Origin of the sequence: Streptomyces sp. TLI_171 (genome assembly GCF_003610255.1) — a bacterium.
Lineage (GTDB): Bacteria > Actinomycetota > Actinomycetes > Streptomycetales > Streptomycetaceae > Kitasatospora.
Genome location: NZ_RAPS01000001.1, coordinates 3,332,089 through 3,344,013, shown reverse-complemented (window position 1 = coordinate 3,344,013; position 11,925 = coordinate 3,332,089). Strand labels below are relative to the sequence as shown.

Below are 11,925 nucleotides of genomic sequence, written 5' to 3'. Positions count from 1 at the left end.
CCTAGGGAGTCGGAACCGCCGATCAGGTCCGCCGGGAGAGCGATCCGCAGGTCGTCCCCAGGGTGGAGACCGGGCTCCTCCCGGTAACGTCGCCGGCTATGACATGGATGCGGTGGCGGCCCGCGATCGAACACGCCCTGTACCGGCCGGACGGCGGCTTCTACCGCAGGCCGGAGGGCCCGGCCGGGCACTTCCGCACCTCCGTGCACGCCTCCGCGCAGTTCGCCGCCGCGGTGACCCGCCTGCTGGCGGGGGTGGACGCGGCGCTCGGGCACCCGGCCCGGCTGGCCTTCGTCGACGTGGGCGCCGGTCGGGGCGAACTCACCCTGGCGGTGCGGTCGCTGCTGCCCGAGGCGCTGCGCGCCCGGGTCGTCCTGCACGCCGTGGAGCTGGCGGACCGTCCGGCGGGGCTGCCGGCGGACGTCGGGTGGTCCGCGGAGCCGCCGTCCGGGGTGGCGGGTCTGCTGTTCGCCAACGAGTGGCTGGACAACGTGCCGTTGGAGATCGCCGAGCCGGACGACGACGGGGTGCTGCGCTACGTCGAGGTCGCGCCGGACGGCGAGGAGCGGCTCGGGGACGAGCTGGACGCGGCGGACGCGGCGTGGGCCCGTCGGTGGTGGCCCGGCGGCGGCCGGACGGAGCTGGGCGGGCCGCGGGACGCGGCCTGGGCGGGGGCGGTCGGCGCCCTGGAGCGCGGCCTGGCGGTGGCCGTCGACTACGCGCACACCCGGGACGCCAGACCGCCGTTCGGCACCCTGACCGGGTTCCGGAGCGGCCGCCCGGCCGCGCCCGTGCCCGACGGCAGCTGCGACCTGACCGCGCACGTCGCGCTCGACGCGGCCGCCGTGCCGGGGCACCCGACGGTGCTGACCACCCAGCGCGCCGCCCTGCACGCCCTCGGGGTCAGCGGCGCCCGGCCGCCGCTGTCGCTGGCGAGCAGCGACCCGGCCGGCTACCTGCGCGCCCTCGGCGGCGCGGGGGAGGCCGCCGAGCTGACCGACCCCGCCGGGCTGGGCGGGTTCCACTGGTTGGTCCAGGCCGTCCGCATGCCGGTACCGGACGACCTCGCGGGACTGCCGGGATGGCAGACTCTCCCCTCGTAGAAGGAGGCGACGGCCATGACGGAGACCACGGTCGGCATCGGCCCGGGTGCGCAGACGCTCCCCGGTGAGCCCGGCAGCACCGACATGGTGCTCAACATCGGCCCCCAGCACCCGTCCACGCACGGCGTGCTGCGTCTGAAGCTGGTGCTCGACGGCGAGCGGATCCGGTCCGCGGAGCCGGTGATCGGGTACATGCACCGCGGCGCGGAGAAGCTGTTCGAGGCCCGGGACTACCGGCAGATCGTCATGCTGGCCAACCGGCACGACTGGCTGTCCGCGTTCGCCAACGAGCTGGGCGTGGTGCTGGCGGTCGAGCGGATGCTCGGCATGGAGGTGCCCGAGCGGGCGGTGTGGCTGCGCACGCTGCTGGCCGAGCTGAACCGGGTGCTGAACCACCTGATGTTCCTCGGCTCGTACCCGCTGGAGCTGGGCGGGATCACGCCGATCTTCCACTCCTTCAACGGCCGCGAGGAGCTCCAGCACGTGCTGGAGGAGGCTTCCGGCGGCCGGATGCACTACATGTTCAACCGGGTCGGCGGGCTGAAGGAGGACCTGCCGGCCGGCTGGCTGGGCCGGGTGCGGCGAGCGGTGGGCGTGGTCCGCTCGCAGCTGCCGGTGTTCGAGGACCTGGTGCTCGGCAACGAGATCTTCCGCGGCCGGACGGCGGGCATCGGCGTGCTGTCCCGCGAGCACGTGCACGCGTACGGCGTCAGCGGGCCGATCGCCCGGGCCAGCGGCGTCGACTTCGACCTGCGCCGCGACGAGCCGTACCTGGCGTACGGGCAGCTGCAGGACGTGCTGAAGGTGTCGACCCGTCAGGAGGGCGACTGCCTGGCCCGGTTCGAGTGCCTGCTGGAGCAGACCGCGAACGCGCTCGACCTGGCGGACGCCTGCCTGGACCGGCTCGACGGGATGCCCGCCGGGCCGGTCAACCTGCGGCTGCCGAAGGTGCTCAAGGCCCCCGAGGGCGAGACCTACGCGTGGACCGAGAACCCGCTCGGGCTGAACGGGTACTACCTGGTGTCGCGCGGCGAGAAGACGCCGTGGCGGCTCAAGCTGCGCTCGGCCTCGTTCAACAACATCCAGGCCCTGACCGAGCTGCTGCCGGGGACGCTGGTGGCGGACATGGTGGCGATCCTGGGGTCGATGTTCTTCGTGGTCGGCGACATCGACAAGTAGCGGCTACTGGTCGGCCGGGTGCGGGGCCAGCTTCGTGTCGTGGGCCTCGCACAGGGCGACCAGGGTGGCGTACGCCTCGGGGCCCATCAGCTCGGTGAGCTCCGGGCGGTAGGAGACGTAGACCGGGTTCGCGGCGTGGTGGGCCTCGGGGGAGCCGGTGCACCACCAGTGCAGGTCGTGGCCGCCGGGGCCCCAGCCGCGGCGGTCGTACTCGCCGATCGAGACCTGCAGGTAGCGGGTGTCGTCGGGGCGGTCGATCCAGTCGTAGGTGCGGCGGATCGGCAGCTGCCAGCAGACGTCGGGCTTGGTCTCCAGCGGCTCCAGGCCCTCGCGCAGGGCGAGCACGTGCAGGGCGCAGCCGGCGCCGCCCGGGAAGCCGGGGCTGTTCAGGAACAGGCAGGCGCCGTTGACCCGGCGGGTCTGCCGGTCGCCGTCCTCGTCGAACATGGTGATGCCGCCGTCGCGGCGGATCCGGCCCTTGGCGTCGGTGCCCTCGGCGTGGTGCTCCCAGATGTCCGGGGTCAGCCTGGCCGCGAACTCGGCGACGCGCTGCTCGTCGTCCTCGTCGGAGTAGTGGGCGCCGAGGGTGCAGCAGCCGTCGGAGGCGCCGCGGCCGGGCTCGATGCCGTGGCAGCCCTTGCCGAAGATGCAGCCCCAGTTGGAGGTGAGCCAGGTGAGGTCGCAGCGGAACACCTGGTCCTCGTCGGCGGGGTCGGTGAACTCGACCCAGGCGCGCGGGAAGTCGAGGGCGACTTCGCGGACGGTGGGCATCGCCAGGTCGACGGCGGTGCCCTTCTTGCCGGGCTTCTTGGTCTTCTTGCTCTTGGTGCTCTCAGCTGGTGCCACCCGGCAAGGGTATGGCCTGGACCCGGTGGGGCGGGGTGCCACGACGCGGCTTTACGGCTGCTTCGGGGTGATTGCGGCTGTTTTTTGCGGGTAGCCGGTGGTCGGCGTAGGTGAAACGGCTGTGAAAAGGACCGCAGCCCGGGCGGCGCGGGCGGTGCGCGGCCCTAGGATGGCCCAGCCGGGGGAAGGTTGGGCGCTGAGGCGCCCTTGCACGGGGGAGTGCAGATGAGCGACAAGCTCGTCATCCGGTCGTGGGAACTCCACGGCGAGGGACGGGAGTTCGAGAGCATCTCGAACGAGTTCGGCGGTGCCGCGAGGCAGTTGGAGAGCGGCTTGGCGGCGCTGGGCGCCCCGTGGGGCGCGGACGCCCCGGGGCAGCCGTTCGGCGCGGCGTACGGCGAGGCCCGGGAGGGCGTGCTGGCCGGATTGCAGGGGCTGGCGGAGCGGCTGGCCAGGATCGGCGCGGGCCTGCACACCATGGCCGACCGCACCGAGCGCACCGACCAGGAGATCAGCGCGGACTTCAACGCGCCCTCGCTGAACCACCCGACCGCAACCGGTCGGGCCTGAACCGGAGTCACAGCACGCGGCGGGCGGCTCTGCACGGCCGCACCGCACCGCACCACCCGAAGGGGGAGCACGTGTCCAGGAACCTGCCGGAGGAACTCGCCCCCGCGCTGGCACGGACCGGCCACGCGTGGCCGCAGGCGGACGAGGACGGCCTGCGCGGCGCCGCGGGCCTGTGGCGGGAGTTCGGCACCGAGGCGGACGCCCTGGTGCGCCGCGGCTCCGGGTCCGCGCAGCGGGTGTCGGGGGAGAACTCCGGTGCGGCCGTGGACGCGTTCGCCGACCACTGGCGGCAGTTCAGCGGCGGCGGCCGCGGACAGCTCGACGACGCCTCGGAGGCGGCCGGCCTGATGGCGGGAGCGCTGGACAGGGCGGCCGGGGCGGTCGACCACGCCAAGGCGGAGATCGTCGCGGTGCTGACCGAGCTGACCGAGAAGATCCGGGCCGCGGACGCGGCCGAGGCGAAGGCCAAGACGGACATCGCGCAGGCCGGCCAGGAGATGACCACCGGGATCGGCGGGCTGGTGGCCGGCGCGGTCGGCGCGGCCGTCGGCGCGGTGAAGGAAGTGGTGGCCGAGGCCGAGGAGCTGGCCGCGGTCGAGCACGCGAAGCTGAAGATCGGCCAGCTGCTGGAGCAGCTCGGCCGGGACATGGGCGAGGCCGCGAAGTCGCTCGGCTCGGAGCCGCCGGTGGTGGCGCTGGAGCGGATCGCCCAGGCCGACGGCCGGGGCCTGCACGGCGAGGGCCGGGAGTCCTCGCTGGCGGCCCGCTCCGGCCAGGTCACGGGCGCGCTGGCGAAGGCCGGGGTGGCCCGCTCGGTGGAGGTCGCCGGCGTGGCGGGCCTGCACGCCGAGCTGAAGGCCGACGGCACCGTGCGCACCGACCGCAACGGCAACCCCGTGCTGGTCGGCGAGGACGGCCAGCGGGTGAAGGGCGTCGAGGGTCTGACGGTCACTCAGGGTCCGGACGGAACCCAGCAGTTGGTGAGCGCCGACGGCACCCCGGTGAGCGGCGTGGCGATGGGCGAGGACGGCAAGCCGCTGCTGGGCACCAACGGCAAGCCGCTGCTGGTCGGCCTGACCGGCGCGCTGGTCGGCACCGGCATCACCCTGGCGCTCGGCCTGGACGGCCACCCCAAGCTGGACCAGGACGGCCACCCGGTGATGCTGGCGGCCGACGGCAGCCAGGTCTCCGGCCTGGTCACCGACCAGAAGGGCCACCTGCTGGCCGGTAACGGCGGCCAGGCCGTCACCGTGGACGCCAACCTGCGGGCGGTCGGCCCGAACGGGCAGATCGTCCAGTTCGGCGCGGACGGCCGCCCGCTCGACCTGCTCGGCCAGGACGGCCGACCGGTCAGCGTGCTCGACGGCCAGCAGCCCGGCGGCCCGCCGGCGGGCGAGTACGAGCACGGCCACGGGCACGGCGGCCACGGCAACGGCCAGGGCACGCTGCCGGGGCCGAACGGCCAGGGCACGCTGCCGGGCCAGAACGGCCCGCTGGTGGTGAGCGCCTCCGCCCCCGGCCTGCCGCTCGACGTCCAGGTGGGCGCGGGCGACCACGGCGGCGGCCAGCCGCAGCCCGGACCGGTGGACACCGGCCACCGCGGCTCCGGCAACTCCACCGCCTCGTACGGAACGTCGCACAGCAGCCCGGCGTCCGGTGGCTGGAGCCCGGCCGCGGCCGCCAACTCCGGCGGCTGGGCCCCGAACGACGACTACACCCCGCCCGCCTCGCACGGCCCGGTGTCCGTGCACGTCGACTCGGTGCTGGCCCCGCCCGCGCCGAGCGCCGCGCCGTCGGTCGGCAGCGGCGACATCTGGGCGAGCGGCGGCGGCCACCGCGCCCCCGACCCCGCCCCGTCCTTCGGCGGCTCCGGCTCCTCCGGCGGCTCGTCCTTCCAGCTCGGCCCGGTCGGCGGCGCGTCCGCCCCCGGCGGCGGCCTGCCGATCGGGGGCCCCGTCGCGGCCGGCCCGGTGGCCGGTGCGGCACCCGTGGGCGGACCGGTCGGCGCGGTCGGCGGTCCGGTCGGCACCCCGGGCGCGCCCGGCGCGGCCGGCACCCCCGGCGCGGCCGGGCCGGTGCCCGGCGCCGCCGGCACCCCGGTCGCCGGACCGGGCGCGGCCGGAACCCCCGGCGCGGCAGGTGCGGGCGGGCAGAGCGGCGGCGCCGCCGCGGCGGTGATCGGCGTCGGCCAGCACCCGGCGGCGGGCCGCCCGGCGACCGGCCCCGTCCCGCCCGCGGGCGGCGGCGGCATCGGCCAGCACGCCCCCGGCGGCCCGGTCCGCACCGACCCGACGCCGGACTTCCGGCGGCGCGACCTGGTCGACGAGTCCGGCCTTCCCGTGCAGCCCGGACAGGCCTCCGCGGCCTGGCTGGTGATCACCGGCGGCCGGCGTCCCGGCGTCGGCCCGCTGTCCGCCGCCGAGCGGGAGCGCACCCTCGCCGACGGCCGCCCGTACGGCCTGCCCGGCGGGCTCGGCCCGGTCGACCCCGCGCACCAGGCCGAGACGGTGCGCCGCACCCCGGTGCCCGCGCCGGACCCGATGGTCGGCGAGTGGATCGAGGTGCTGAACGGCGGCGGCCCCGCCGAGACCGGACGCGCCAACAACTGCGTCGACGTGGCGCTGTCCGCCGTCGACACCCTGGGCGGCGCACCCACCTGCGCCGCGCCCCGGCTGCCCGACGGCCCCGCCGGGGAGCGCGGCGGACGCGACCGCGCCGAACTCGAACTCGGCACCCGCTTCCTCGACCTGGGCGACGGCGACGACGCCCACGGCAAGCTCGGCCAGGCCCTGCTCGCGCACGGCACCGGCACCCGCGCGGTGCTGCTGACCGTCGACGCGTTCGGCCGCTCGCACACCTGGAACGCCGTCAACCACAAGGGCGTGCTGAGCTACCTGGACCACCAGACCGGCTACGCCGCGCCCACTCCGCTCTACCCGGCCGACCACGGCCTGTGGGCGATCGCCGTGGACGCCGCCGACCGGCCGATCGACCTGACCGCGCCGGTGCCCGTCACCGTCGCCGTCCCGGCCGCCGAGCCCGCCGCCGAACCCGAGCCGGCCATGGTCGGCGCGGAGGCCGAAGAACCGGCCGCCGAGGCCGCGGCGGTGCCCCCGCGCTCCCGCCTCACCATCCACCGCACCACCGGGAGCACCAACCGATGATCACCCGCGAGCAGGCCCTCGCCCTCGCCCACCGCTGGGTCAACGGCGATCTCCCGCAGGAGGGTTCACGGCCTGTCAGGTGCCACGAGTTCGACCTCGGCTGGGTGCTCTGGCCGGAGCCCGCGCCGATCCTCACCGACCCGCTCACCGGGGCCCGCCGTGCCCCCGAGGAGATCGGCGCGGCCTGCGCCGTGGTCGACCGGGTCAGCGGCGAACTCGTGGTCTACCCGTCCGTGCCGGTACCGGTCGTGGAGCGCCTGCACCGCGACCGGCTCGGCGCGGGCAGCCACAACCCGGCGCTGCCGCCGGTCACCGGCCCCGGCACCCGGGCCACCCTCAGCTACCGGGACGGCAGCGGCGAGACCCGCTCGCTGACCGTGCACTCCGCGCACGGCCGCCCGCACCCCGCCCTGCTCGCCCGGCAGCAGCTCGCGGCGCAGGGCGTCCCCGACGCCGACCTGGTCGCGCTCCGCACCGACCTGCGCCTGTCGATGCTCCCCGGCAGCTACAGCGAACACGCCGTCGCCACCGAACTGCCCGCGGTCCGGCTGGAGTTCGAGCAGCCCTACGGTCCGCGCCACGACCACCGGGCGGCCGCCGTCCGGGCCCTGGTGGCCCGCACCGGCAGCCGCTACAACCGGATGCCGTTCCCGCCCGCCGTGCCGCCCGCCCAGCCCGAGGACCCGGCCGGCCTCGGCAAGCGGCTCACCGCCCTGTTCGGCGAGGACGGCGTCCGCCGCTTCGAGCAGCTCGCGGTGCTCGCCGCCGACCTGCCGGAGGCCGCCGCCCGGTCGCTGCAGCAGACCGGCCTGCCGCGCGAGGTCCCCGGTTTCTTCGCCCTCCACCTCCCCGAGGCCGACGGCATCGCCGAGCAAGCCGCCGCGCCGCTGCCGGACCTCGGCGACCACCTCGCCGCGCTCGGCCGGGGCCGCCGCGCCACCGCCGCCGCCCGTACCGCCCTGCTGGGGCAGCGGCTGCTCGGCACCGACGGCTGGGCGCTGATCACCGTCGACACCGCGCAGGGCCGGATCCGCGCCGTCGACCCCGACACCTGCGAGGCCCGCCACCTCAACAGCGACCTCACCGCCTTCATCCGCTCGCTGGCCCTGCTCGCCGAGTACCGCCCCCGGCTGCTGGACCTGCCGCCCGAGCAGGCCGGTCCCGCCGTCGCCGAGTTCCAGTGGGCGCTGGCCGCTCTCGACCGCACCGCCCTGCGCGACCCGGAGAACTGGTGGGCCGTCGTCGTGGAGCAGCTCTGGGACGGACTGCTGTGATCCCGTTCGCATCCCTGGTGGTCACCGGGTTGGGCTAGGTTGGACGGCTATGCGACTCGGTGTGCTCGACGTAGGCTCCAACACCGTCCACTTCCTCGTGGTGGACGCCCACCCCGGTGCGGCCCCGCTGCCCGCGTACTCCCACAAGGCCGAGCTGCGCCTCGCCGAGCTGCTCGACGAGAACGGCGCGATCGGCCCGGTCGGCGTCGAGCGCCTGGTCTCCATGGTCGCCTCCTCGCTCCGGGTCGCCGAGGACAAGGGCGTCGTCGACCTGCTCCCGTTCGCGACCTCCGCGGTCCGCGAGGCCGCCAACGGTGAGGAGGTGCTGCGCCGGGTCGAGGACGAGACCGGTGTCGCGCTCACCGTCCTGTCCGGGCAGGACGAGGCCCGGCTGACCTTCCTCGCCGTCCGCCGCTGGTTCGGCTGGTCCTCCGGCCGCCTGCTCAACCTCGACATCGGGGGCGGCTCCCTCGAACTCGCCTGCGGCATCGACGAGCAGCCCGACGTCGCCACCTCCCTCCCGCTCGGCGCCGGCCGGCTCACCGCCCGGCTGCCCGGCGAGGTCGCCGACCCCGGCGACCTGCGCGAGCTGCGGCGGCACATCCGCGCCGAGATCGCCGGCGCGGTGGGCGACATCGCCCGGCTCGGCCCGCCGGACCACTCCGTCGCCACCTCCAAGACCTTCAAGCAGCTCGCCCGGATGACCGGCGCCGCCCCCGAGGGCGCGGGCGTCCGCGTCCCCCGCAGGCTCACCCGCTCCGGGCTGTCGGCCTGGCTGCCGCGGCTGGCCGCGATGACCCCCGGCGAGCGCGCCCAGATCCCCGGCGTCTCGCTCGGCCGGGCCCGCCAGCTCCTGGCCGGCGCCCTGGTCGCGGACGCCGCGATGGACCTCTTCGGCCTCGAAGAACTCGACATCTGCCCCTGGGCCCTGCGCGAGGGCATCATCCTGCGCCGCCTCGACACCATGGACGGCCAGGAGAACCGGGTGGCCATCGAGGCGTGAGCAACGCCTCGGGCGTCCTGCCCCGTTGCCCGGGTTCGCTGTTGCTGCCTGACTTAGTCTGGTTTGCGTGGCGGATGCGGATGCAGGGGACGGGCGAAGGGCGAGGCGCGGTCCTCTGCCGTTGAAGGCGGCGCGCGCCGCCAGGGCGGCGCGGCGGAAGCTGGAGCCGGCTCCGCTGCTGCGGACCACGGACCGGCTGGTGCTGCCGCCGCACCCGGCGCTGCACGTGCCGGACACCAAGGTGGCGCTGTCGACGGCGTCGGTGTACCCGTCGACCACCGAGACGGCGTTCGAGCTGGCGTCGCGGCTGGGGTACGACGGCGTCGAGGTGATGGTCTGGAACGACCCGGTGAGCCAGGACGTGGAGGCGCTGCGGCGCCTGTCGGACACGTACGCGACGCCGATCCTGGCGGTGCACGCGCCGTGCCTGCTGATCACCCAGCGGGTGTGGAGCACCGACCCGTGGACCAAACTGGTGCGGGCCCGGCGGGCGGCCGAGCGGCTGGGCGCGGACACCGTGGTGGTGCACCCGCCGTTCCGCTGGCAGCGGCAGTACGCCAAGGACTTCGTGACGGGGATCGACCGGATGGCGGGGGAGACGCCGGTCCGGTTCGCGGTGGAGAACATGTACCCGTGGCGGTACCGGGACCGCGAGGTGCTGGCGTACGCGCCGGGCTGGGACGTCACGGAGGAGGCGTACCGGCACTTCACGGTGGACCTGTCGCACGCGGCGACCTCGCGGGTGGACGCGTTCGAGCTGGTGGACCGGATGGGCGACCGGCTGGCGCACGTGCACCTGGCGGACGGGTCGGGGTCGGGGAAGGACGAGCACCTGATCCCGGGGCGGGGCAAGCAGCCGTGCGCGGAGCTGCTGGAGCGACTGGCGGGCTCCGGCTTCGACGGGCACGTGGTGCTGGAGGTGAACACCCGCAAGTCGGGGAGCCCGGCGGAGCGGGAGGCGGACCTGGCCGAGGCGCTGGCGTTCACCCGGCTGCACCTGGCGACGGTGCGCCCGCCGAGCTGAGGGAACGTCAGTTCAGGTTATTCGCCGGACATCCGGGGCGTCCCCGCCTAGAGTCGAAACCATGATCAACGAAACTCCCGGCACGCCGGTCCGGCCCGTCCGCGCCCACGAGGCGGAGACCTGTGCGGACCCGAGCAGCGTGATGACCCTGCTCGCCGAGAACGCGGACCACACCACCTACCGTTCGAGCTTCGCCGCCGGCGCCGTCGGCGCGCCCGCCCACTTCCACACCCGCGCCACCGAACTGTTCTTCGTGCTCGACGGCGCCCTGCGGGTGCTGGTCGACGACCGCGTGGTGGTGCTGGAGCAGGGCGACTTCCTCGCCGTGCCGCCGCGCACCCCGCACGCCTTCGCGGCCGCGCCCGGCCGCACCGCGGACGTGCTGTTCACCTTCACCCCGGGCATCGGCCGCTTCGACTACCTGCGCCTGCTGGGCCGGGTGATGCGCGGCGAGGCCGACCCGGCGGAGATCCGGGAGTCGGCGGAGCGCTACGACAACCACTACGTGGACAGCCCCGTCTGGAAGGCGGAGCTGGCGTGACCGGGCCCGGCACGCACGTCCGGCTGGCCCGCCCGTCCCGGGACCTGGCGGCCGCCGAGCGGTTCTGGGTCGAGGGCCTGGGCCTGTCCGTGCTGTGGCGCACCACCGAGCGGGTGTCCGGCGAGCACGACCTGGTGATGGTCGGCCACCCGGGCGGCAGCTGGCACTTCGAGCTGACCCGGGACCCGGAGCGCCCGGTGGAGCCGACGCCGACCGTCGACGACCTGTTCGTGCTGTACCTGGGCGCCCCGGTGGACGGGGAGCTGGTGGAGCGGCTGGTCGCGGCCGGCGGCCGCCGGGTGGCCGCGCACAACCCGTACTGGGACGAGCACGGCGTCACCGTGCAGGACCCGGACGGGTACCTGCTGGTGCTCTGCTCGCGGACGTGGGGATGAGAGGACGGTCGGATGACTGACGAACTCCGGGCGCACGCCCTGTCCTTCGGGCCGGTGGCCGCGCAGTACGACGCGGCCCGGCCGTCCTACCCGGACGCGCTGTTCGACGAGCTGGAGCGGCTGGCCGGCCGCACGCTGCGCGGCGCGGACGTGCTCGACGTCGGCGCGGGCACCGGCATCGCCACCCGGCTGCTGGCCGGGCGCGGCGCCCGGGTGGTCGCGGTGGAGCCCAGCGACGGGATGGCCGCGGTGCTCCGCGAGGCCAGCCCCGGCATCCCGGTGGTGAAGGCAGGCGGGGACGAACTGCCGTTCCACGACGCCTCGGTGGACTTCGTCAGCTACGCGCAGGCGTTCCACTGGACCGACCCGAAGCGCTCGATCCCGGAGGCCCTGCGGGTGCTGCGCCCGGGCGGCACGCTGGCCCTGTGGTGGAACGTGAAGGACCGTCAGACCCGGTGGGTGAAGGCCCAGGAGGAGCGGCTGACCGTCGCGCTGCCCAGCTACCACTACTACGGCGGGGTGATCGCCGGGTCGGAGGAGTTGACGGCCGCCGGGCTGGAGGTCGGCCACGTCCAGCTGCGCTGGGAGCGGCAGGTGACGGTCGACAGCCACCTCACCGACCTCACCTCCCGCTCCTACTTCGCGGTGCTGGACGAGGAGCGCCGGGCCCCGGTGCTGGCCGCGGAACGGGCCGCGCTGCTCGCCGAGTTCCCGGACGGGCTGATCGCCGAGCCGTACACCCTGGACCTGTTCACGGCCCGGCGCGGCCGGTAGCGGGCCGCGCCCGCGCTGACCGCATCGCGGACACCCGGTCCGGAAGCGGCCC

General features: G+C 75.5%; 11 protein-coding genes. 10 read left to right on the top strand and 1 reads right to left on the bottom strand.

Translation table 11 applies throughout. From position 1 onward, the window contains the following. Positions 1-98: 98 nt before the first annotated feature. Together BX266_RS15240 and BX266_RS15235 are read left to right on the top strand one after the other, a co-directional pair. The gene (locus BX266_RS15240; RefSeq protein WP_099900210.1) at positions 99-1,103 is read left to right on the top strand and encodes an SAM-dependent methyltransferase; all 1,005 of its coding nucleotides are present in this window, start codon (positions 99-101) and stop codon (positions 1,101-1,103) included. 15 nt (positions 1,104-1,118) lie between these two features. Continuing rightward, entirely contained in the window at positions 1,119-2,282 is a 1,164-nt protein-coding gene (locus BX266_RS15235) for an NADH-quinone oxidoreductase subunit D (protein ID WP_099900208.1), read from the top strand. Positions 2,283-2,285: 3 nt separating this feature from the next. On the opposite strand, the gene BX266_RS15230 is transcribed toward BX266_RS15235, so the two are convergent. Next, positions 2,286-3,053, bottom strand: a complete 768-nt coding sequence (locus BX266_RS15230; RefSeq protein WP_259465101.1) for a hypothetical protein — start codon at positions 3,051-3,053, stop codon at positions 2,286-2,288. Between the two features lie 300 nt (positions 3,054-3,353). Between BX266_RS15230 and BX266_RS15225 the strand changes: the two genes are divergently transcribed. The 8 genes from BX266_RS15225 (at position 3,354) to BX266_RS15190 (ending at position 11,873) form a co-directional block, all read left to right on the top strand. Continuing rightward, entirely contained in the window at positions 3,354-3,698 is a 345-nt protein-coding gene (locus tag BX266_RS15225; protein WP_099900204.1) for a WXG100 family type VII secretion target, read from the top strand. A gap of 71 nt (positions 3,699-3,769) precedes the next feature. Continuing rightward, the gene (locus BX266_RS15220) at positions 3,770-6,862 is read left to right on the top strand and encodes a toxin glutamine deamidase domain-containing protein (RefSeq protein ID WP_099900202.1); all 3,093 of its coding nucleotides are present in this window, start codon (positions 3,770-3,772) and stop codon (positions 6,860-6,862) included. Continuing rightward, entirely contained in the window at positions 6,859-8,136 is a 1,278-nt protein-coding gene (locus BX266_RS15215) for an SUKH-4 family immunity protein (RefSeq protein WP_099900200.1), read from the top strand. Before BX266_RS15220 ends, BX266_RS15215 begins: the two co-directional genes overlap by 4 nt. 49 nt (positions 8,137-8,185) lie before the next feature. Continuing rightward, positions 8,186-9,139, top strand: a complete 954-nt coding sequence (locus BX266_RS15210) for a Ppx/GppA phosphatase family protein (protein WP_099900198.1) — start codon at positions 8,186-8,188, stop codon at positions 9,137-9,139. 220 nt (positions 9,140-9,359) lie between these two features. Further along, the gene (locus tag BX266_RS15205) at positions 9,360-10,163 is read left to right on the top strand and encodes a sugar phosphate isomerase/epimerase (RefSeq protein ID WP_099907900.1); all 804 of its coding nucleotides are present in this window, start codon (positions 9,360-9,362) and stop codon (positions 10,161-10,163) included. 61 nt (positions 10,164-10,224) lie between these two features. After that, complete coding sequence (locus tag BX266_RS15200) at positions 10,225-10,704, top strand: cupin domain-containing protein (protein WP_099900196.1); 480 nt, start codon at positions 10,225-10,227, stop codon at positions 10,702-10,704. Then, positions 10,701-11,099, top strand: a complete 399-nt coding sequence (locus BX266_RS15195; protein ID WP_099900194.1) for a VOC family protein — start codon at positions 10,701-10,703, stop codon at positions 11,097-11,099. The genes BX266_RS15200 and BX266_RS15195 overlap by 4 nt, the downstream gene beginning before the upstream one ends. A gap of 12 nt (positions 11,100-11,111) precedes the next feature. After that, complete coding sequence (locus BX266_RS15190) at positions 11,112-11,873, top strand: class I SAM-dependent methyltransferase (RefSeq protein ID WP_099900192.1); 762 nt, start codon at positions 11,112-11,114, stop codon at positions 11,871-11,873. Positions 11,874-11,925 lie beyond the last annotated feature (52 nt).

Excerpts from the sequence above, each read along its gene's own strand:
- BX266_RS15240 (WP_099900210.1), top strand. The coding sequence starts at position 99 with ATGACATGGATGCGGTGGCGGCCCGCGATCGAACACGCCCTGTACCGG.
- BX266_RS15235 (WP_099900208.1), top strand. The coding sequence starts at position 1,119 with ATGACGGAGACCACGGTCGGCATCGGCCCGGGTGCGCAGACGCTCCCC.
- BX266_RS15230 (WP_259465101.1), bottom strand. The coding sequence starts at position 3,053 with ATGCCCACCGTCCGCGAAGTCGCCCTCGACTTCCCGCGCGCCTGGGTC.
- BX266_RS15225 (WP_099900204.1), top strand. The coding sequence starts at position 3,354 with ATGAGCGACAAGCTCGTCATCCGGTCGTGGGAACTCCACGGCGAGGGA.
- BX266_RS15215 (WP_099900200.1), top strand. The coding sequence starts at position 6,859 with ATGATCACCCGCGAGCAGGCCCTCGCCCTCGCCCACCGCTGGGTCAAC.
- BX266_RS15210 (WP_099900198.1), top strand. The coding sequence starts at position 8,186 with ATGCGACTCGGTGTGCTCGACGTAGGCTCCAACACCGTCCACTTCCTC.
- BX266_RS15200 (WP_099900196.1), top strand. The coding sequence starts at position 10,225 with ATGATCAACGAAACTCCCGGCACGCCGGTCCGGCCCGTCCGCGCCCAC.
- BX266_RS15190 (WP_099900192.1), top strand. The coding sequence starts at position 11,112 with ATGACTGACGAACTCCGGGCGCACGCCCTGTCCTTCGGGCCGGTGGCC.